Raw genomic sequence first — 20,386 nt, 5'->3', positions numbered from 1 at the left:
CCCCCGCCCATGCCACGCCCACCCCGCCGCACCCGACGCCTCGTCCCCCTCCTGCTTCTCCCCCTCTCCCTGGCCCTTTCCGCCTGCGCGGGATCCTCGTCCGCCCACACGTCCAGCGGCGGCCTCGGCGGCGGCAACACCGACGGCAAGGGCTCGCTGACCCTCAACGTCGGGGACCAGAAGGGCGGTTCGGAGGCGGTGCTGCGCGCCGCCGGAGAGCTCGACGACCTGACGTACAAGATCAAGTGGTCGACCTTCACGTCCGGGCCGCCGCTCCTGGAGGCCGTGAACGCCAAGGCCGTCGACATCGGCGCGGTCGGCAACACGCCGCCCGTCTTCGCGGCGGGCGCGGGCTCGAAGATCTCCGTGGTGGCGGCGACGCACGGCACCGCGCACGGCGAGGCGATCGTCGTGCCCAAGGACTCGGAGTTCCGACGGACGGCCGACCTGAAGGGCAAGTCCGTCGCCGTGGCGCAGGGCTCGTCCGCGCACTACCAACTGCTCGCCTCCCTGAAGAAGGCGGGACTCACGCTCAAGGACGTCGACGTCAAGTATCTGCAGCCCGCCGACGCGCTCGCCGCGTTCACCGGCGGCAAGGTGGACGCCTGGGCGGTGTGGGACCCGTACACCTCGCAGGTCCTTCGCGGTGGCAAGGGCCGGATCCTCACCGACGGCGAGGGCGTCGTCAACGGGCTCAGCTTCCAGGTCGCCGCGCCCGGCGCGCTGGCGGACAAGAAGAAGGCCGCGGCGATCGACGACTATCTGCGGCGCCTGCGCAAGGCCCAGGACTGGGTCTTCAAGCACCCCGAGGCGTGGGCGAAGGTCTGGGCGAAGGACACGGGCCTGCCGTACGAGGTGGCGCTCGACGCCGTGAAGCGCACCAACGGCACCCGCGTCCCGGTCGCCGTCGACCGGCAGGCCATCGCCTCCGAGCAGGAGATCGTCGACACCTTCGCCCGGCTGAAGCTCATCCCGCGCCGCGTCGACTTCGGCGACTTCACCGACACCCGCTTCAACGGCTCGCTGCCGCCCTCCACGACCGCGCCCCGCACCTACAAGGAGTCCTGAGCATGACCGTGCACCTCCACTGGTTCCTGCCGACGGGCGGCGACGGCCGCACCCTCGTGGACCGGCACGCCTACACCGACGGCGGCATCACGCGCTCCCGCGTCACGCCGGTCAGCGGCGTGCGGGCCCCCGACATCGAGTATCTGGCCCAGATCGCCAAGGCCGCCGAGCAGTTGGGCTTCGAGGCGGTCCTGACGCCGACCGGCACGTGGTGCGAGGACGCGTGGCTCACCACCGTCGCGCTCGCCCAGCACACCGAGCGCCTGAAGTTCCTGGTGGCGTTCCGGCCCGGGGTGATCTCGCCGGTGCTCGCGGCGCAGATGGCGGCGACGTACCAGCGCATCACGCGCGGACGGCTGCTCCTCAACGTCGTCACGGGCGGCGACTCCACCGAACAGCGGCGCTTCGGCGACCACTTGGACCACGACCGCCGCTACGCCCGCACCGACGAGTTCCTCTCGGTCGTACGAGGCGTGTGGCGCGGCAAGCCGTACGACTTCGACGGCGAGCACTATCAGGTCGAGGGCGGTCTCACCGCGCTGCCGCCGGACCCGCTGCCGGAGATCTTCTTCGGTGGTTCGTCGGCCGCCGCGGGCCCGGTCGCCGCCCGGCACACGGATGTGTATCTGACCTGGGGCGAGCCGCCCGAGCAGGTGAAGCAGAAGATCGACTGGATCCGCGGGCTCGCCGAGGCGGAGGGCCGCACGGTCCGCTTCGGCATCCGGCTGCACACCATCTCCCGCGACTCCTCCGCGGAGGCCTGGGCGACGGCGGCCCGGCTGCTCGACGACCTCGACGCGGACACCGTCGCCGCCGCGCAGGAGGCGCTCAGCCGCAGCGAGTCCGTGGGCCAGCAGCGGATGCTCGCGCTGCACGGCGGCTCCCGCGACGACCTGGTGATCGCGCCGAACCTGTGGGCGGGCGTCGGCCTGGTCCGGGGCGGCGCGGGCACGGCCCTTGTGGGCAGCCACGCGGAGGTCGCGGACCGGATCGAGGAGTACCACGCGCTCGGCGTCGAGCACTTCGTGCTGTCCGGCTACCCGCACCTGGAGGAGGCGTACTGGTTCGGCGAGGGCGTGATCCCCGACCTGGCGACTCGCGGGCTCCTGCCGCGCATCCCCGCCTCGCCGCTGCTCGGGGTCCCGGCGGCGAACGGGCGGCCGGCGTCGGCTCCGGGCGGGGCGCCGCTGCTGGTGGCCGGGGGGCGCTGAGTACGCCGGGGGCGCCGGGCCCGGCCGTCGTCAGCGGCCGGGCGGCGTGAACGGCCGGGCCTCGGCGTGCGGGGAAGATCTCGGCTCCTGCCGTAGTTAGTAGAAGCGTGAACGACATCGGGGTACGAGACGCGGCCGTCACCGACGTGGACGTGGTGGTGATCGGCGCCGGTCAGGCGGGCCTGTCCAGCGCCTACCACCTGCGGCGCAGGGGCTTCGAGCCGGAACGGGACTTCGTCGTCCTGGACCACGCGCCGCGGCCGGGCGGCGCGTGGCAGTTCCGGTGGCCGTCCCTCACGTACGGCAAGGTGCACGGCATGCACGCGCTGCCGGGCATGGAGCTGACGGGGGCCGACCCCGAGCGGCCGTCGTCGGAGGTCATAGGCGCGTATTTCGACGCGTACGAGAAGCGGTTCGACCTGCGCGTACGGCGGCCCGTCGACGTACACCGCGTCAGCGAGGGCGAGGACGGGCGGCTGCTCGTCGAGACCTCCGCGGGAACCTGGTCGACGCGGGCGCTGATCAACGCGACCGGCACCTGGGACCGGCCCTTCTGGCCGCGCTACCCCGGGCAGGAAACCTTCCGCGGCCGGCAGCTGCACACCGCGATCTACCCCGGTCCCGAGGCCTTCCGCGGGCAGCGCGTGATCGTCGTGGGCGGTGGCGCGTCCGGCACCCAGCACCTGATGGAGATCGCGCCGTACGCCGCCGAGACCTGGTGGGTGACACGGCGCCCGCCCGTCTTCGCCGAAGGGCCCTTCGACGAGGACCGCGGCCGGAACGCCGTCGCGATGGTCGAGGAGCGGGTGCGGCAGGGGCTGCCGCCGCTGAGCGTGGTGTCGGTCACCGGCCTTCCGGTCAACGACGCGGTGCGCGAGGCCCGCGCGAACGGCGTCCTGGACCGCCTGCCGATGTTCGACCGGATCACGCCGAGCGGTGTGGAGTGGGACGACGGGCGGCATGTCGAGGCCGACGTCATCCTGTGGGCGACCGGGTTCCGCGCGGCGATCGAGCATCTCGCGCCACTGCGGCTGCGGGAGCCCGGCGGCGGGATCCGCATGGACGGTACGCGGGCGGCCGCCGACCCCCGCGTGCACCTGGTCGGGTACGGGCCTTCGGCCAGCACCATCGGGGCCAACCGGGCGGGGCGGGCGGCTGTGCGGGACATTGTGCGGTTGCTGGAGGGGGTGCCGGTCGGGGTGTGAGGTGGGGCGACTTTCGCTGTCGGCTTGCGCTGTCAACTCCCGTCAGGCTGATGGGACTTGACCGGCGGTACCGCGAGCAGCGTGCGGTAGTGCCCCGCCGGGTGCGGCTCCCCCACCGGCCCGCCCTCGGCCTCCACCCACGCGTGCGCCTGGAACGGGCTGGTCCGCACCCCCGTGCACCACGTCGGCCACACCCCGCGGCTCCGGCACAACAGGGCTGTCGCGATGGACCGTTGCAGACAGGCCTGACCGGCACAGCGCAGACTCACGGACACGACGTCGCGCCGCGCCGCGCGCGCCTGCTCGGCAGTGGCGGGCTCGGCCCCGCGCCGCAGGAACTCCAGGACCGCGCGCACCCGGGCCGGGCGGGCGCCCGCGAGCAGCCGGGCGACCATGACGGCGAGCAGCGGCAGCGCCCGGCGGTGCAGGGGCAGCCGGTCCCGGGCGGCCAGGGCGACGGGGGCGCTCATCGGGACTCCACGAGGATGCGGGCGGTGCGGAGTTCGTCGACCAGGCGTGACACGTCGCGGTGCGCGGCGTCGGGGGCGGCGCGGTGGCGCGCGGTCAGCTCCTGGGCGGCCTGGTCGTGGGTGCGGCCGTCGAGGAGCTGCTTGAGGACCAGGACACCGGTGGGGTTGAGCTGCCAGTAGCGGCCGGTGCGCTGGTGGAGCAGGACGGCGCCGTCGTCGGTCTCCGCCAGGGAGACGTCGGGGTGCAGGGTCAGGGAGCGTGGGGACATCAAGACCTCGCAAGGGGTAGCGGTCGGCGTGCGGCGCGGGCCCAGGACTCGCAGCCCAGAAGCTGTTCGACGGCGATGTCGCGGGAGGAGTCGGCCTGCGGGGCGAGGAGGTAGTCGCGGACGGCCTTGGGATCGATGAGTCCCAGGGCGGCGAGGACGGAACCGGAATCTCCGGCTCCGAACCCGACGGTGTCGGAGATTCCGGTGTCGTCAGTGGCCCCGCTGGCTCTACCGGCCCCACTGGCCCCACCTTCCCCGGCGAACACGTCCAAAATCGCGGTGAGGTTCCGCTTCCGCCCGACCCGCAGGTCCTCGCTGAAGTCGCCCTTGGTGGTGCGGTCGAGGATCACGTCGGGGACGAGGCCGCGCAGGGAACGGGCGAGCAGCGGCTTGTACTGCCACGGCGTGATGCGTTCGTGCGGGCGCACCGCCAGAACGGCCTCGACGACCCGGTCGTCGAGGAAGGGCTGGTGCAGCCGCACGCCCTCGGCGGCGAACAGGCGGGCCACCTGGCGGTACGCGGGCGAGGTGATCCGCAGCGCCGCGAGGCACTGGTGCTGCCCCCGGTCCTCGGCGAAGGGACGGGCGTCCTCGGCGGCGGCCCGCAGCGCCGCGCGGGCCGCGTCGACGGCGGCGTCCGTGGCCCAGGCGGGGGCGCGCAGCGGGGCGAGCCCCCAGCTCAGCGAGGGCAGCCGGGCGGGTGGTGCGGGGCTTGTGAGGCCGTCGGCCTGGGCGCGCCACCACTGGCCGATGCTCTCGGCGCGGGCGAGCTGGCTGACGCAGCCCCACAGCGGCCAGCGGCCGAGGGCGCGGCTGCCGCGCAGGTGCCGGAGCATGGTGAGGGGGTGGCGGCGGGCGAGGCGGTGCAGGTAGCCCGGCATGCGGCCGAAGAGTTCGTCGGCGCCGTGGCCCGCGAGGTGGTGCCGCGACCCGTGCTCGGCCAGGACGCGGGCGGTGTGCCGCATGCGGGCCTGGGTGCGGGTGTAGAGGTAGGGCCGTTCGGTGTCGGCGAGGGCGGCCGGGTCGGTGAACACCGGGGGCAGTTCGTGCTGGGCCACCACCAGGTGCTGTGCGCCCGGCAGTTCGCGTGCGGCGAGCGCGGCGAAGCGGGCGTCGTCGTTGCCCGCCTCGGCCTCGGCCCAGCGGAAGGTGAGCAGGCCGGGGGTGTGCCGCGCGGCGAGGAAGGCCAAGGAGGTCGAGTCCATGCCGCCGGACATGTCGGCGCTGAGGCCGCCGCCTCCGTGCGGCGCGGCGTCCGCGCGGGCGCCGTCGACCGCGTACGACACCCCGCTCGCGCCGACACCGCCGGTCCCGTACGAAGCCACGTCCGCGCCACCACTCCCGCACCGAACCGCATCCGCGCCGCACACCCCGTCCACCGCCCCCGCCAGCGCCTCCCGCACCGCCGGCGCGCCCTCCTCCAGGGAGAGTTCGGGGGTGGGCGGCTGCCACCAGCGTCGTTCGCGGGCGCGGTCCGGTTCGAGGGTCAGGCAGTGGTCGTGCGGCACCGTGGAGATGCCCGACCAGGTGCTGCGGTCGGCGAGCGGGGGCGGCAGCATGCCGCCGCAGACGACGCGCAGGGCCAGCGTGGTCTCGTCGATCCCGGCGCCGGTCAGCGCCGCGAGCACGTCGGCGCGGTCGGCGGCGACCGGGATCCCGCCGGACCCGCCGTCGACGCGGGTGTGGAACACCTGCCGCAACCCGGTCACGCTGCCCTGCACCCGGGTGGCGTGCCCGACGGCGGCCACCAGGTGGAAGCTGCCCGGCAACTGCCGTGCCAGCACGTCGACATCGGCGAGTGTGCGAAGGCGTCGGCACAGCCGCTCCAGGTGGTCGGTGGTGACCGGGCAACGCCCGATCACCACCACCCGCACCGGCCCCACCGTCACTTGACGGATCTCGTCCGGCTCCCAGCTCCCCACCAGCCACAGACGGCCTGACGGGTGGGCTATCAGCCGGGGCGCCGCGAAGGGGTACGCGTCGTCGAGCGACGACGTACCCGGCGTATCCGGAAGCACGACGAAACCGGCGCTCATCTCACACGGCCTCAGTTCTTATCGATCTCACTGAACGCGATCTCATTTGAACGCGATCTCACTGAACGCGTCGAACTCAACAGAAAACGGCTGCGTGGCCGGAGTGGTGGGGAACTTTCACCAGCCCTGCTCGCCGAGGACGTCGTTGTGCCGGGTGCCGAAGCCCAGCGTGTCCTCGGAGAACTCGCCGACTGCGATGAGGGCCGGCGGCTCGTAGCTGACGGTGGTGTCGCGCTCGGTGGTACCCGTCTGCTCTTCCATGGATTCCTCCTGGTAGGTGCCCTGACAGATGAATGAGCCCTCGGTACGAGGGCTCAGGTGGCGCGCGGCAAGAAAATCGAACTGCTTGCCGGAAAGCGGACTACCCTTCAACTCACCCGTCTACACCGTCACTTGCGCCACACCCGTCGTCACTCGCGTCACAGCGGTTCACCAGCAGGCGTCGCACCGCGAGGGGGCGGTGGCACGACGGCGACCGGGGAGTCCCGGCGGCCCGCTTCGTCAGCACCCGGATGCGGTCGGTGAAGTCGGCGTCCGGCAACGGGAGTTCGAGGTCGGGGTCCACGTAACTGACGGCGGACGCGACGTAGTCCATGACGGCGCCGACGACGGCGGGCCGGGTGTGCAGCCCGGCCGCCCGCTCGGACACCTTGAGCCGGCTCAGCACCCGAAGCGTCGTCGGAACGCTGCGGTCCGTCTGCACGGGCGGGTGGTCGAGGGGGAAGCCGGGTTCGGGGGCGCCGCCCAGGTCGTCGCAGGACCGGGCAGGACGGGCGGTGCTGGGTGTCTGCTGCTGCCACCAGGTCGCCTCGCCCTGCTCCCCGAGGGAGAGGTGGTGCAGATAGAGGCAGTAGGTGGCGGCGGTGTCGCCGGCGCCCGCGGCGTACTGCCACCAGAAGCGGGCCGAGTCCTCCGCGCCGCTCAACTGCAGGATGCAGCCGAGGACCCGGGCCCCGGGAGGCTTGGGCAGCGCCTGGGTGAGGAAGTCGCTCAGCGAGGTGACCGCCGCGGTGGTCACCACCGCCTCGCACAGGCTCTGCAGATCACGCGCCGCGGCCCGCGCCACGCCGTCCTTCCTGGCCCGCCCGGCCAGGAAGACGGTGGTGTGGACGGCTCCGTGGGCGAAGCCCGATCCCGCGGACAGCGCCGCGCCGGTGGCCGCGAGGCGCCCCACGGCAGGGCTCGCGCCGGCGCGGGGCGTGCGCACGTGGTCGTACGGAGTGTCGGCCTCGTCGAGGAGCCGGGCACGGGTGAGCAGTTCGTCAATCATCGCGGTCATCGGGGTGTTCCTCCTGAATGGGGGTACGGAGGCGGCCGTCGAGGTGACGGCGGGCGTGCCGGGCCGTGGAGCGCACGGCCGCGAGAGGGATGCCGAGGACGGCGGCGGCACCGGACTCGTCCATGCCGCGCAGATGCAGCAGCACCATGACGTCGAGCTGCCCCGCGGGCAGCCTGCGCACCGCCTCGAAGAGGTACATCGACTCCTCGATCTGCGCGACGGGGTCGGCGGCCGTACGCAGGGCGACGGTGTCGAAGGCGGCCTCCACCAGGGCGGGGCTGCCGCCGGGGTGGGGCGTGCGCTCCATGACGGTCTGGCGCAGGATCTGCCAGGCGAACCGCTCGGGGTTGTCGCTGGCCAGAGCCTCGTCCCAGAGGAAGAGCAGCAGGATGAACACGTCGTTCACCGCGCGGCGTGCCTCGGGGCGGCGGCGCAGGAAGGTGAGCGCGTAGCCCGTGTAGGCCTCGCGGTACAGGTCCTGGAACGCGGCGAAGTGCAGTGGAAGGCGGTCGTCGGCGGACAGGCCGTCCCCCTGCAGGCAGTTGTTTATCCAGATGGTTCGCTTGTTGGCCTCGCGGGCGGCGAGCGCCCACAGCGCCCGCATGTCCGCAAGGGACGGGGCGGGCCAGCGCAGCGCGGTGAGCAGGCTGCGGGTGAACTCCCAGCGCGGATAGCGCCCGGCGGCACGGAGGAGTTCGGAGATCTTCGACCGGGACCAGCCCGTCTCGCGTTCGAGCTGGCCGATGGTCAGGCCGCTGGCCTGGTAGGACCCGCGCAGCGGCTCCAGCCAGGCGCGGTGGGCGCGGCCCGTCCCGGCCGTGATCGGCCCGAGTTTGCGGCCCCGTTTGCTGCGCGGGGCGTCCTCGGGCGACGTGGGCTGGACAGTCACCCGGCGGCCTCCTCACCCCGGGCGTTCGGCAAGTGCCCCTGCTCGCCTAATCCGTCTTGCGTGTCTTGGCCGTCTTGCCTGTCTCGCCTGTTCATCAGGCTCCTCATGTGCGTCCGAAATGTGCGTAAGAGATATGCGTTCGAGTCCGGGGCCGGTTCTTCTCGGACGCCTCGTGGACGCCCTCGTTTCTGCAACCGGGAGCCCAGCATGGGACCTTCGGACGGCCTCGGCGACTGAAACTGGCGATCGGGGAACAATCATTGACTCAAGCTGGCTCGAATCGAGACGGGACAGGATCGGTTACTGACCGGATGTCAATAGGAGAGCTCGCCCGGACCCCGCTGAAGCGCAGGTCAGAGCCCTGTGGCGGCACGGCAGGACGCACGTCCGGGGCCCGCCGGACATGCGCCCGACGAGCCCCGGTCCGTATCGCCTCAGAACAAATCCGGATCGGCTTCGGAACTGATTCGGATCAGCCGCACCAAGTGACGCGGATCAGCCGCACCGCCCCGTGGGCCGTGCCCGCGTCACCACGTCGCTGACGCCCGTGGTCGCGTCCAGCCACAGCACCCGGCTGCCCACCCCGGCGGCGGCCGACAACTGCTCGCCCCGGTTGCAGGAGACCCGGCCCCTGCGCGTGGCGTCGTCCTTGGGTGAGCCGTCCGCCGCGAACTGCCAGAGCTTGGCCAGCGTCTCGTTGCGGTACTCGGTGTCCGGGAGCCGGGCGCCGACGGTGACCGCGTCGCCCGAGACCGTGAGGTCGTACGCGTTCAGCGGGTGCGGGCGGGTCTCCGGGCTGAGGTCGGCCACGCCCGAGCCGTCGAAGTCGGCGCGGCGCAGCGCGGTCGCACTGTCGGCGCCGTTCTCGTCGACGAGCCAGAACACCTTCTTGCCGTTGATGCCGGTCGGGCCGAGGCTCGCGCCCGGCGCCGCCGACTGGATCCGCGTGCGCTCCCCGGTGGCGACGTCGACGAGGACGGTGCTCCACTCGTAGACGGCGCGCACCCGCTTCATCTCCTGGTAGACGACCTTGCCGTCGCTCGCCGAAGGGAAGTAGGCCTGGTGGTAGGTGCCGCCGCCGACGCTCGTCCTGTTCGCCGGGTCCCTCAGGCTCAGATAGACGACGCCGCGCCGCCCGCCGTGGTTGTAGTACTGGTACGTCACCACGTCGCCGTCGACGGACACCGCGTCCCCGACGCCTCGCGAGTGCTGCGCGAGCTTCTTCACGGGCCCGCCGGCCAGCGGCCTGGCGAGGATCTCCGTGCCCGTGGGGCCGACCGCCTGCCACACCACGGTCTTGCCGTCGGTGGCCGGATTGACGTGGTAGCGGCCGTCGTTGGGGCTCATCAGCTTCGGCGAGCCCGTGCCGTCGGCGCGGCCGGCCCACACCGAGTACGGCTCCGAGCCCTCCTCGTTGGACTTGGAGGCCGCCCACCAGCCGCCGCCCGCGCCGAGGCGCGTGTCGTAGGTGTTGACGCGGTCGAGCAGCGTGTCGGAGTCCACGCCCAGGGCGAGTTCCCAGCCGGGCACGATGCCGTGGGCGTTGAAGGCGCGCTGCAGGGCCTTCTGGTCCGCCGCCGTGACGCCGAGGTCCTCGGCGGCGGCGAGCACCGCGGCCCGGCCCTCGGTGAAGCCGTCGAGCGGGGTCAGGTACTGGGTGAGCGCCCGGTACACGAGCTTGTCGGTGAGCGTGGCACCCAGGTCCTCGCGGGCGTCCCACAGCGCGCCCGCGAAGATCGTGGAATTGAGGTGGACGCCGCCGTTGTCGGTGCCGAAGCCGACACCGAGGAAGTGCTTGGCGGTGTTCCGGCCGTCGTTGAGATCGCGGAACGCGCACTCGCGCGGGGTCTTCGTGCGGCACAAACGGTCACCGACCAGGCCCGAGTCCGGGTCGTCGGTGGGGATTTGGTACGCCTCGGTCTCGATGGCGTTGCCGAAGTAGTCGGCGATCGCCTCGTTCATGGCGCCGGACTGGCCCGCGTAGACCAGGGCCGCAGTGTGCTCGACGACGCCGTGCGTCATCTCGTGGCCGACGACGTCCAGGCCCGCGGAGAGCGGCTTGTACTCGGCGTCGCCGTTGCCGTACACCATCTTCTGGCCGTCCCAGAAGGCATTGACGTAGGGCTGGCCGCCGTTCGTCACGCCCACCAGGGAGTTGACGGTCATGCCGTGCCCGTCGAGGCTCGTGCGACCGTGCTTGTCCTTGAAGTAGTCGAAGACCTGCGCGCCGCCCCAGTGCGCGTCCACCGCGCCCGCTTCGGTGGCGTCGCCGCCGAAGGCGAGGTCGGGTGAGCCGAACTCCTGGATGCCCGGCGGCCATTGGCCGATCACCTCGCCCACGGACCTGTCCCGGGCGTCCCACGTGGACAGGGTGCGGCCGTAGCCCTCCTCGTCCGGGATGCGGGTGGTGTCGCGCAGCACGTACTGCTCGCGCCAGGTGTCGCGCTCCACGTCGAGGGCGACGGACCTGCCGTCCAGCTTGACGCCGGAGCCCTTCTCGCCCGCTTCTGCCTCTGCCTTTGCCTTTGCCTTTGCCGCGGATCGCGTGCCGGTGCCGGTGGCGTTGCCCGCCGTGCTCCGCGCGGCGCCGCCGAACGTCTTGATTCCGCTGTACGTGAGGACCGGGTACCCGGCGCGCGCGTCGATGTAGACCTCGCGCAGCACGGGCTCGCCGCTCGCCGGATCGCTGCCGCGGACGGTGACGTGCCGGGTGAGCACGCCGGGTCCGGTGGGCAGCACGACGAGGCCGCGGAAGGTGCCCTTCAGCTTCGCCGCGCCCGCCTCGCCGTCGTCGCGCTCCTCGGCGGCCCGCTGCGGGAACCGCCGCTTGTTCAGGTCGTCGCGTACGGCGTCGACGGCCCGCTCGACCGCGAGGTCCTCGCCGATCCCGGGTTCGGTGGCCGTGCGCAGGGCGGTGAAGTACTTGCCGGACGTGCCGGTGACGACCCGCTCGCCGTTCTTCCTCTCCATGCGTACGACGTACTGGCCGCCCAGGACCGGCACGCCCCGGTGCTTCTGCTGGAGCCGCACGGTCTCCTGGCCGCCCGCGCCGGTGGCGGTCGGCAGCGGCACCAGGTCGCGGGCCGGTTCCTCGATGCGGTAGCGGCTCTCCTTCGACTCCAGGTAGCCGCGGGCGGCGGTCGCGGCGCTGCCGCCCGCCGGTGCCTGCTCCCGGATGCCCCGCACCAGCGCGGGCGTCGCCGTGTCCTGCCCCGGGATCACCTCCCCCGGGCTCGGCGGCGGCGCTTGGCCCGCCGGGTCGGCCGCACCGGCGGGCGCCGCCGACACGACAAGTGCGGCGACGCTGATGAGCGCCGCCGCACCGGTCAATCCGTTCCGCTGTGCTCTGCCTGCTCTCGGTCTCGCCGAGCGTGATCCGGACCGACGCACTGTCTCCCCAGCCCCCTCATGACCGGTCCGGCGGCACGATGCCACCGGACAGGGCAGCCATGGAAGCGACGATGCGCCGCCGCATCAATGGGGCACAGAGGAGCCAAGACCGCTTCCGGCCCTGTGAAGATCCTTCGTGGAAATGAGGAGGATCGGTCGAGGCAGGAGAATCGGTCAAGGCAGATAGAGGGTGTAGAGCAGCTTGTCCGGCACGACCGGCGGCGGATTGCCCTGGAGCACACCCGTCGTGGCGTTGTCGACCAGGCCCTTCTTCACCTGCGCCGGGGTGTCGGCGGGCCGGAAGCCGAGGTGCAGCGCGGCGGCGCCGGCGGCGTGCGCGGTCGCCATCGACGTACCGCTGAGCGTGGCGGTGGCCGTGTCGCTGTCCTTCCAGGCCGAGGGGATCTGCGCGCCGGGCGCGAACAGCGACACGCACTTGCCGTGGTTGGAGGAGGACGTCACCCGGTCACCGCGGTCGCTCGCGCCCACGGTGATGACCTCGGGCACCCGCGACGGCGAGGTGGAGCAGGCCCCGCCGGGCTGGCCCGCGCTGCCCGCCGAGACGGTGTACGTGACGCCCGAGGCGATGGAGTTGCGCACGGCCCGGTCCAGGACGTCGCTGGCCCCGCCGCCCAGGCTCATGTTCGCGACGGCGGGCTTCACGGCCTTGGCCGTCACCCAGTCGATGCCCGCGACGACGCCCGAAATCGTCCCCGATCCCTGGCAGTTGAGGACGCGCACCGCCACCAGCTTGGCCTGTTTGGCCACCCCGTACGTCGTGCCCGCGGCGACGCCGCCGACGTGCGTGCCGTGGCCGTGGCAGTCGTTGCCGTTCTGCCCGTCGCCCACGGTGTCGACGCCCACCGAGGCGCGGCCGCCGAACTCCTGGTGCGTGGTGCGCAGCCCGGTGTCGACGACGTACACGCTGACGTCCGGCGCGGTGGTCCGGTACGTGTACGTCGTGGACAGCGGCAGCTTCCGCTGGTCGATGCGGTCGAGGCCCCAGGGGGCGTTGGGCTGGGTCTGGTCGACGGCTGTCGCGGACAGCCGCGTGGGGTCCGGCCGCGTGGACGGCGTCGCGCCGACGCGCACCCGGGTGTCCTGGCGTACGTACGCGACGCGGGGGTCGGCGGCCGTGCGGGCGGCCTCGGCCCTGCTCATCGAGGCGGAGAAGCCGTGCAGCGCCGCCCGGTACACATGGCCGAGCCGCGCCCCTTCGGCCCGCCCGAGGAGGTCGCGCGCCACGGCGGACACCTCGGCCGCCGCTGCGCCCGCGGGCTCCTTGAGGACGACGATCCAGCCGTCCGGCACCGCGGCCTCACCGGAACCGGCGAGCCGTAACTCCCCCTCGGGGGCGGCCCGTTCGGACCCGGCGTACGCGGGAGCGGCGCCGAGCTGGAGTCCCGCGGCGAGCAGCGCGGCGGACAGCGCCACCGCTGCCGACCGGCGGCGTATGGACGTACCCATCGGTCTCGGATATCTCAGATGTCTCGTCTGTCTCGGGTGTCTCATCTCGGGTTGCACCTGAACCTTTCGCTGGTCCGGCGGAAAAAACGCACGCCAGCGTCTCGCGCGGCTCAGGGCGGCACAAGGCCCGCCGCTCAGCGGGCGGCGGCCTGCTGTCCGTTGCGGTTGAACTCCGCCACGTTCCGCTGCTGCTCCTCGTAGTTCGCGGTGAAGCGGGTGTCGCCCTGCTTCACCGTCACGAAGTACAGCCAGTCCCCCGGTGTCGGGCTGGTCGCGGCGCGCATGGCGGCCTCGCCGGGGTTGCCGATCGGGGTCGGCGGCAGCCCCATGCGGGCGTAGGTGTTGTACGGGCTGGTGATCTTCGTGTCGCGGCTGGTGGTCTTGAGCGTGGAGCGGTTCAGGGCGTAGTTGATGGTGGAGTCCATCTGCAGCGGCATGCCCCGGTCCAGGCGGTTGTAGATGACGCGGGCGACCCTGCCCATGTCCTCCTTGGTGTCCGCCTCGGCCTCGACCATGCTCGCGATGGTGATGGTCTGGTAGATGTTCACCGCGTTGCGGTCGGCCCCCGCGGTGACGTGGCCTCCGCTGAACTTCTTGTTCGCGGTGTTGACCATGTACGACAGGACGGAGGCGGGCGTCGACTGGGAGCCGATGGGATACGTCGCCGGGAAGAGGTACCCCTCGGGGTTGCCGCCCGCGTCGCCCGGGAGCTTGAGGTCGGTCTTGGAGACGGCCTTCTTGGTGGTCCCGGCCCGCACGTCCAGGGCCTTGTCGACCGCCTCGTACACCTGGCCGGAGCGCCAGCCCTCGGGGACGGTCAGCGTCTTGGGCCGGGCTTCGTCAGTGCTGGTGAGGGGCAGCAGCATCGGCACCGCCACGGCGACGCCCGCCGTGACGGCGCCGATGGCGGCCAAGGTGATCCAGCCCCGGCGCGTCAGCCGGATCGTGCCCCGTTTCGTGCCCCGTGGCGGGGTCGTGTTGTACATGCGGGAACGCTAACCCGACATTCGTCATATTTGCTGCATATCACTACTCCGCTCGCCCCACTGCCTCATGTCACCGGCTCCAGTCGGGCGTCCCGCCGCACCAGTGCGGCATAGCGGCCGCCCCGGTCGAGGAGCTCGCCGTGGGTGCCGCGCTCGGCCGTGCGGCCGGAGTCGAGGACCACGATCTGGTCGGCGTCGCGGACCGTCGACAGGCGGTGGGCGATGGTGAGCGTCGTCCGGTTGGCCGACAGGGCGTCGATGGCCTGCTGCACGGCGTGCTCCGTGCGGGTGTCCAGCGCGCTGGTGGCCTCGTCGAGGATGAGGACGGGCGGGTCGCGCAGGATCGTGCGGGCGATGGCGAGGCGCTGCTTCTCGCCGCCGGAGAAGCGGTGGCCGCGCTCGCCGACCACGGTGTCGTACCCGTCGGGCAGGGCCGCGATGTGGTCGTGGATCTGGGCGGCGCGCGCCGCCGCGTGCATTTCCTCGTCCGTCGCGTCCGGCTTGGCGAAGCGGAGGTTCTCCGCGACCGAGGCGTGGAAGAGATACGTCTCCTGGGAGACGACGCCGACGCCGCGGGCGAGGGTGTCGAAGTCCAGGTCGCGCACGTCGACGCCGTCGAGCGTGACGCGGCCGCCGGTGACGTCGTACAGGCGCGGCACCAGGTAGCTGAGGGTCGACTTGCCCGAGCCCGTGGGCCCGACGACCGCGAGGCTGCCGCCGGCGGGCACGGTGAGGTCGATGCCGTCGAGGACGGGGGCGCGCTTGTCGTGCCCGTCGTGCTCGTCGCGCCCCTCGTGTTCGTCATAGCTGAACGAGACGTTCTCGAAGCGGACTTCGCCCTTGATGGTCTCCAGGCGGACCGGGTCCCGGCGTTCGGATATGTCGATGGGCAGGTCCAGGTACTCGAAGATGCGCTGGAACAGCGCCAGGGAGGTCTGGATCTGCACGCCGGTCGAGAGCAGGCTCACCGTCGGGCGGAACAGCCCCTGCTGGAGCGAGACGAAGGCGACGAGCGTGCCGATGGAGACGGTGGGGCCGCCCATCTGGAAGGCGAGGCCGGCGCTCCAGTAGATGACCGCGGGCATCGCGGCCATCACGATCGTGATGACGGCCATGCGCCAGCGTCCGGCCATGTTGGAGCGGACCTCGAGGTCGACGAGCTGTCTGGACTCCTCCTCGAAGGAGCGGGTCAGCGAGTCGGCGCGGCCCATGGTGCGGCCGAGCAGGATGCCGCTGACGGACAGCGACTCGGTGACCGTGGCGGCCATCGCGGCCATCTGCTTCTGGCGTTCGGTGGCGATCTTCTTGCGCTCGCGGCCGACGCGGCGGCTGATCCAGGCGAAGACGGGGAGCAGCAGGAGCGAGACGACGGTCAGGCGCCAGTCGAGGGCGAGCATGGCGACGACCGTCGCGATGACGCTCGTCAGGTTCGACACCAGGGAGGTGGCCGTGGACGTGACCGTCGCCTGCATGCCGCCGATGTCGTTGGCGATCCGCGACTGGACCTCGCCGGTGCGGGTGCGGGTGAAGAAGGCGAGGGACATGCGCTGGAGGCGGCCGTACACCGCCGTGCGCAGGTCGTGCATGACCTGCTGGCCGACGGTCGTGGAGATCAGGGTCTGCAGGACGCCGAAGACGCTGGTGACGACCGCGCTGAGGATCATGCCGAGCGCCAGCAGGCTCAGCAGGCCCGTGCGGCCCTCGGGGATCGCGGTGTCGAGGATCTCCTTGAGGAGGAAGGGGGTGGCCACCGAGACCAGGGACGCGGCGCAGACCAGGAGGCCCACGAGCGCGAGACGGGCGCGGTAGGGACGGAAGAGGCGCAGGATGCGGCGCAGCTCACGGGGCTGCTCGCCGGGCTGTTCGCGGGGCTGTTCGCGGGGCTGTTCGGATTCGAGGTTCCGCGTGGGTTCGTCGTGACGCATGGGCTCCTACGGGAGTGCGACGGGGGCCGGGCGCGGGCAGGCGGCAGCGTGGCCGCCGATCCGCCGGCCCGCGCCGCCGGCGCTCCGGCGATGACTATGAGAGCGTAGCTCATTGTTACCTATACTCACAATGCACAAGGTCCTGATAAAGTTCGGCCATGAGCAACCCGGACACCGACGGACTTCTGGCCGAGCAACTGCTGCGGCTGACCCGTCGGCTGCACCGCATCCAGAAGCGCCATCTGGAGCCCATCGGCATCACGCCGGCCCAGTCACGGCTGCTGCGCACCCTCGCGCACTACGAGACGCCGCCGCGGATGGCGGACCTCGCGGAGCGCCTGGAGGTGGTGCCCCGCGCCGTGACCAGCGTGGTCGACGGCCTGGAGGCGGCCGACCTGGTGCGCCGCGTCCCCGACCCCACCAACCGCCGCGTCATCCGCATAGAGCTCACCGACGGCGGACTCAAGGCCCTCGGGCGGCTGCGCGGCGCGCGCCGGGCCGCCGCGGAGGACATCCTGGCTCCGTTGGACGCCGCGCAGCGCGAGCAGCTCGGCGGCCTGCTCGACGCGCTGTTCGACGTGCCGGAGCGCCACCGCTGCTGACCTCGCCGGGCGTCGCCGCCGACCCGCCGCCCACGCGAGGACCGCAGCCGACCTGCGAGAGCCGCAGCCGATCTGCCGAGGAGAGGCCATGCCCCTGCTGGAGCCGGACCCCGACGCACTGCGCCCCGCCCCCGACGGCCGCGCGCCGTCCTCCGACCGCGTCCCGGACCACCGGGCCGGCGGCACCCCCGAACCACTGCGCGCCGACCTCGCCGCGATCCTCGGTGCCGACAAGGTCCTCACGAAGGTGTCCGACCTGGTGCGGTACGCGTCGGACGCGAGCCCGTACCGCTTCGTGCCGCAGGTCGTGGTCGTCGCCGAGGACATCGACGGCGTCTCGGCCGTCCTCTCGTACGCGCACGGCCGGAGCCGCGAGGTGGTCTTCCGCGCGGCCGGCACCTCCTTGAACGGCCAGGCGCAGGGCGAGGACATCCTCGTGGACGTACGCAAGCACTGGACGGGCGTCGAGGTGATCGAGGGCCCCGGGGGCGCGGTGCGCGCGCGGATCGGTCCTGGCACGACGGTGGTGCGCGCCAACGCCACGCTCGCCCGCCACGGGCGGGTGCTCGGCCCGGACCCGGCGAGCGCGATCGCCTGCACCATCGGCGGCGTCGTGGCGAACAACGCCTCCGGGATGACGGCGGGCACCACCCGCAACTCCTACCGCACGGTGGCGTCCCTGACGTTCGTGCTGCCGTCCGGCACGGTCGTCGACACGGCGGACCCGGACGCCGACGACGAGCTCGCGCACGCCGAACCCGCCCTGTGCGCGGGCCTGCTTGAGATCAAGCGGGAGATCGAGGCGGACCCGGAGCTCACCGCCCGGATCCGCGCGAAGTACGAGATCAAGAACACCAACGGCTACCGCCTGGACGCGTTCCTCGACGGCGCGACGCCCGTGCAGATCCTGCGCGGCCTGATGGTCGGCTCCGAGGGCACCTTCGGCTTCATCTCCGAAGTCGTCTTCGACACGCTGCCGCTGGACCGGCGCGTGACGACGGCGCTGCTGTTCTTCCCGTCGCTGCCCGCCGCCGCTGCCGCCGTGCCCCGGTTCAACGAGGCGGGCGCCCTGGCCGTGGAGCTCATGGACGGCAACACGCTGCGCGCCTCGGTGAGCGTGCAGGGAGTTCCGGCCGACTGGGCGCGGCTGCCGAAGGACACGGCCGCGCTCCTGGTGGAGTTCCGCGCGCCGGACGAGGCCCGTCAGGAGGCGTACGAGGAGGCGGCCGCGCGGGTCCTCGGCGACCTCTCCCTGGTGGCGCCCGTGGCCTCCGTGACCAACGAGTTCACCCGTGACGCGAAGACGATCGCGGGCTACTGGAAGGCCCGCAAGGCGTTCGTGACGGCCGTCGGCGGCTCACGCCCCGCGGGGACGACGCTGATCACCGAGGACTTCGCCGTGCCCCCGTCGCGTCTCGCGGACGCCTGCGAGGCGCTCCTGGAGCTCCAGACCCGGCACGGTTTCGACGCGGCCGTCGCCGGGCACGCGGCGCACGGCAATCTGCACTTCCTGCTCGCCTTCGACGCGGGCAGGCCCGCCGACGTCGACCGGTACGCCGCGTTCATGGACGAGTTCTGCCGGCTGACCGTCGAGCGGTTCGACGGCTCGCTCAAGGCCGAGCACGCGACGGGCCGCAACATCGCGCCGTTCCTGGAGCTCGAATGGGGCCCGAGGGCAACGGAGTTGATGTGGCGCACGAAGCGCGTCATCGACCCGGACGGCGTGCTCGCGCCCCGTATCGTCCTCGACCGCGATCCGCGCGCCCATCTGCGGGGCCTGAAGACCATCCCGAAGGTCGAGGTGATCGCCGACCCGTGCATCGAGTGCGGCTTCTGCGAACCGACGTGCCCCAGCGAGGACTTGACGACCACCCCGCGCCAGCGCATCGTGCTGCGCCGCGAGATGATGCGGCAGCAGCCGGGTTCCCCGGTCGAGGACGGCCTCGTCGAGGCGTACGGATACGACGCCGTGGACACCTGTGCCGGCGACTCCACGTGCAAGCTGGCGTGCCCCGTCGGCATCGACACGGGCGCCCTGATGAAGGACTTCCGGCACGCCCGGCACTCGCCGCGCGAGGAGAGGGCGGCCGCGCTGGCCGCCCGGAACTTCAAGGCGGTCGAGGCCTCGGCGCGGCTCGCGGTGGCCGCGGCCGACACGCTCGGCGCGCGCCTCGGCGGCGGCCGGGGCGGGCGAGACGGAAGGGGCGACCGGCGGGGTGATCGTCTCCTGACCGCCGTCACCCGGGCCGCCCGCAAGGCCGTCCGCCCTGACCTGGTCCCCGAGTGGCTGCCGGAGATCCCCGGCGCCGCCCCCGCCCGGCTCCCGCACACCGCGCGCGTGGGCGCGTCCGCCGTCTACTACCCGGCGTGCGTGAACCGCATCTTCGCCAGCCCCGGCGCGGTCCCCCTCGCGCAGGCCGTCGTCGCGGTCTCCGCCCGCGCGGGCAAGCCGGTGTGGATCCCGGACGACGTCGCGGGGACGTGCTGCGCGACGATCTGGCATTCCAAGGGGTACGAGGCGGGCAACCGCGTGATGGCCAACCGCATCGTGGAGGCCGCCTGGGGCTGGACCGCGGGCGGGGCGCTGCCGCTCGTCGTGGACGCCTCGTCCTGCACGCTCGGCATCGCCCACGAGGTCGTGCCCTACCTCACGGACGACAACCGCCAACTGCACAAGGAACTGACGGTGGTCGACTCCCTCGTCTGGGCCGCCGAGGACCTCCTGCCCCACCTCACCGTCCACCGCACCATCGGCACCGCCGTCCTCCACCCCACCTGCTCCATGCACCACTTGGGCGACGAGCCGCAGCTACGCGCCGTCGCCGAGGCGTGCGCCGACGAAGTCGTGGTCCCGGACGACGCGGGCTGCTGCGCGTTCGCGGGCGACCGGGGCATGCTCCACAAGGAACTCACGGAGTCCGCCACGCACCGGGAGGCCGCCGAGGTGACGTCCCGCCACTTCGACGCCCATCTCTCGGCGAACCGCCTGTGCGAGGTGGGGATGCAGCACGCGACGGGGCGGGAGTACGGGTCGGTGCTGCAGGAGTTGGAGCGGGCCACGCGGCCCACGAAGCCTTAGGAGAGGGCGGCGCACGCCGGGTGGCAGTCGGCTCACCCGGGGCGCGGAACCCTCCGCCGTGCCTCAGCTCCCGCCACCCGGCCCCCGCGAGGCCGTCGACGCGCGGACAGTGCTCGGGTAGGCATGAGGGGGATCGCGCCGACCGGAGCGATCGCCGTACGCAGTGAGCGAGCAGTGGGGGACGACATGGCCATCATCGTCACATTCGACACTCCGGGCGTCGGGCAGGAGCTCTACGACGCCTGCGTCAGCCGCCTCACCGACGGCGGCGAGTTCACCTCGCTCGCCGACATTCCCGCGCCCGGACTGATCTCCCACGCGGCCGGGCCGATCGACGGCGGGTGGCGGGTCGTCGACGTATGGGAGTCCGAGGAGGCGTTCGAGAACTTCGGGAAGATCCTGCAGCCGATCCTCGCCGATCTGGGCCACGCCGACGGCGAGCCGCAGATCACCCCCGCGCACAACGTCGTCACCCGCTGACCGACACACTCGGTCGCGCGCCGGGCCGCC

Annotated in this window: 16 protein-coding genes; 6 read left to right on the top strand and 10 right to left on the bottom strand. The window is 72.6% G+C overall.

What is annotated here, in order from left to right:
* Nucleotides 1–9: 9 nt before the first annotated feature.
* From IEY91_RS21810 to IEY91_RS21800, 3 genes are all read left to right on the top strand, one after another.
* Nucleotides 10–1,068, top strand: a complete 1,059-nt coding sequence (locus IEY91_RS21810; protein ID WP_189175307.1) for an ABC transporter substrate-binding protein — start codon at nt 10–12, stop codon at nt 1,066–1,068.
* Nucleotides 1,069–1,070: 2 nt separating this feature from the next.
* Nucleotides 1,071–2,279, top strand: a complete 1,209-nt coding sequence (locus IEY91_RS21805) for an LLM class flavin-dependent oxidoreductase (protein WP_189175306.1) — start codon at nt 1,071–1,073, stop codon at nt 2,277–2,279.
* A 107-nt stretch (nt 2,280–2,386) separates the two neighbouring features.
* A complete protein-coding gene (locus IEY91_RS21800) occupies nt 2,387–3,484 on the top strand; it encodes an FAD-dependent oxidoreductase (protein ID WP_189175305.1) in 1,098 nt (365 codons plus the stop codon).
* Between the two features lie 32 nt (nt 3,485–3,516).
* On the opposite strand, the gene IEY91_RS21795 is transcribed toward IEY91_RS21800, so the two are convergent.
* From IEY91_RS21795 to IEY91_RS21750, 10 genes are all read right to left on the bottom strand, one after another.
* Nucleotides 3,517–3,954 (bottom strand): lasso peptide biosynthesis B2 protein, encoded by a 438-nt coding sequence (locus IEY91_RS21795; protein WP_189175304.1) that lies wholly within the window; start codon nt 3,952–3,954, stop codon nt 3,517–3,519.
* Nucleotides 3,951–4,223, bottom strand: coding sequence for a lasso peptide biosynthesis PqqD family chaperone (locus tag IEY91_RS21790; protein ID WP_164317488.1), 273 nt, complete (start codon nt 4,221–4,223; stop codon nt 3,951–3,953). Before IEY91_RS21790 ends, IEY91_RS21795 begins: the two co-directional genes overlap by 4 nt.
* The gene (locus IEY91_RS21785) at nt 4,223–6,259 is read right to left on the bottom strand and encodes an asparagine synthase-related protein (protein ID WP_189175303.1); all 2,037 of its coding nucleotides are present in this window, start codon (nt 6,257–6,259) and stop codon (nt 4,223–4,225) included. Before IEY91_RS21785 ends, IEY91_RS21790 begins: the two co-directional genes overlap by 1 nt.
* Before the next feature lie 117 nt (nt 6,260–6,376).
* A complete protein-coding gene (locus IEY91_RS21780; RefSeq protein ID WP_164317493.1) occupies nt 6,377–6,520 on the bottom strand; it encodes a keywimysin-related RiPP in 144 nt (47 codons plus the stop codon).
* Between the two features lie 112 nt (nt 6,521–6,632).
* The gene (locus IEY91_RS21775) at nt 6,633–7,538 is read right to left on the bottom strand and encodes a hypothetical protein (protein WP_189175302.1); all 906 of its coding nucleotides are present in this window, start codon (nt 7,536–7,538) and stop codon (nt 6,633–6,635) included.
* Complete coding sequence (locus IEY91_RS21770; protein ID WP_164317497.1) at nt 7,522–8,427, bottom strand: helix-turn-helix domain-containing protein; 906 nt, start codon at nt 8,425–8,427, stop codon at nt 7,522–7,524. The genes IEY91_RS21775 and IEY91_RS21770 overlap by 17 nt, the downstream gene beginning before the upstream one ends.
* Before the next feature lie 495 nt (nt 8,428–8,922).
* Nucleotides 8,923–11,757, bottom strand: a complete 2,835-nt coding sequence (locus IEY91_RS21765) for a M4 family metallopeptidase (protein ID WP_229697134.1) — start codon at nt 11,755–11,757, stop codon at nt 8,923–8,925.
* A gap of 234 nt (nt 11,758–11,991) precedes the next feature.
* Nucleotides 11,992–13,284, bottom strand: coding sequence for a S8 family peptidase (locus tag IEY91_RS21760; protein ID WP_189175301.1), 1,293 nt, complete (start codon nt 13,282–13,284; stop codon nt 11,992–11,994).
* 134 nt (nt 13,285–13,418) lie between these two features.
* Nucleotides 13,419–14,270: an endolytic transglycosylase MltG gene (gene mltG / locus IEY91_RS21755; protein ID WP_189175300.1), complete on the bottom strand. Its 852-nt coding sequence runs from the start codon at nt 14,268–14,270 to the stop codon at nt 13,419–13,421.
* A gap of 65 nt (nt 14,271–14,335) precedes the next feature.
* Nucleotides 14,336–16,195, bottom strand: a complete 1,860-nt coding sequence (locus tag IEY91_RS21750) for an ABC transporter ATP-binding protein (RefSeq protein WP_189175299.1) — start codon at nt 16,193–16,195, stop codon at nt 14,336–14,338.
* Nucleotides 16,196–16,353: 158 nt separating this feature from the next.
* Between IEY91_RS21750 and IEY91_RS21745 the strand changes: the two genes are divergently transcribed.
* The 3 genes from IEY91_RS21745 to IEY91_RS21735 all read left to right on the top strand — a co-directional run bounded on the left by IEY91_RS21745 (nt 16,354) and on the right by IEY91_RS21735 (nt 20,356).
* Complete coding sequence (locus IEY91_RS21745; protein ID WP_164317508.1) at nt 16,354–16,797, top strand: MarR family winged helix-turn-helix transcriptional regulator; 444 nt, start codon at nt 16,354–16,356, stop codon at nt 16,795–16,797.
* Nucleotides 16,798–16,885: 88 nt separating this feature from the next.
* Nucleotides 16,886–19,876, top strand: coding sequence for an FAD-binding and (Fe-S)-binding domain-containing protein (locus IEY91_RS21740; protein ID WP_189175298.1), 2,991 nt, complete (start codon nt 16,886–16,888; stop codon nt 19,874–19,876).
* Nucleotides 19,877–20,062: 186 nt separating this feature from the next.
* On the top strand, nt 20,063–20,356 hold the full coding sequence (locus IEY91_RS21735; protein ID WP_164317511.1) for a hypothetical protein: 294 nt from the start codon (nt 20,063–20,065) through the stop codon (nt 20,354–20,356).
* Nucleotides 20,357–20,386: the final 30 nt, after the last annotated feature.

The sequence above is a fragment of the Streptomyces lasiicapitis genome (genome assembly GCF_014646335.1).
GTDB lineage: Bacteria > Actinomycetota > Actinomycetes > Streptomycetales > Streptomycetaceae > Streptomyces > Streptomyces lasiicapitis.
Note: the sequence above shows the minus strand (reverse complement) of the source record. Positions and strands in the feature narration are given on the sequence as shown.

Bases quoted from the DNA above. Each gene is read 5' to 3' on its own strand.
- IEY91_RS21780 (WP_164317493.1), bottom strand. From the start codon at position 6,520: ATGGAAGAGCAGACGGGTACCACCGAGCGCGACACCACCGTCAGCTAC.
- IEY91_RS21810 (WP_189175307.1), top strand. From the start codon at position 10: ATGCCACGCCCACCCCGCCGCACCCGACGCCTCGTCCCCCTCCTGCTT.
- mltG (WP_189175300.1), bottom strand. From the start codon at position 14,270: ATGTACAACACGACCCCGCCACGGGGCACGAAACGGGGCACGATCCGG.
- IEY91_RS21745 (WP_164317508.1), top strand. From the start codon at position 16,354: ATGAGCAACCCGGACACCGACGGACTTCTGGCCGAGCAACTGCTGCGG.
- IEY91_RS21735 (WP_164317511.1), top strand. From the start codon at position 20,063: ATGGCCATCATCGTCACATTCGACACTCCGGGCGTCGGGCAGGAGCTC.
- IEY91_RS21750 (WP_189175299.1), bottom strand. From the start codon at position 16,195: ATGCGTCACGACGAACCCACGCGGAACCTCGAATCCGAACAGCCCCGC.
- IEY91_RS21775 (WP_189175302.1), bottom strand. From the start codon at position 7,538: ATGACCGCGATGATTGACGAACTGCTCACCCGTGCCCGGCTCCTCGAC.
- IEY91_RS21795 (WP_189175304.1), bottom strand. From the start codon at position 3,954: ATGAGCGCCCCCGTCGCCCTGGCCGCCCGGGACCGGCTGCCCCTGCAC.
- IEY91_RS21805 (WP_189175306.1), top strand. From the start codon at position 1,071: ATGACCGTGCACCTCCACTGGTTCCTGCCGACGGGCGGCGACGGCCGC.
- IEY91_RS21785 (WP_189175303.1), bottom strand. From the start codon at position 6,259: ATGAGCGCCGGTTTCGTCGTGCTTCCGGATACGCCGGGTACGTCGTCG.
- IEY91_RS21760 (WP_189175301.1), bottom strand. From the start codon at position 13,284: ATGGGTACGTCCATACGCCGCCGGTCGGCAGCGGTGGCGCTGTCCGCC.
- IEY91_RS21790 (WP_164317488.1), bottom strand. From the start codon at position 4,223: ATGTCCCCACGCTCCCTGACCCTGCACCCCGACGTCTCCCTGGCGGAG.
- IEY91_RS21740 (WP_189175298.1), top strand. From the start codon at position 16,886: ATGCCCCTGCTGGAGCCGGACCCCGACGCACTGCGCCCCGCCCCCGAC.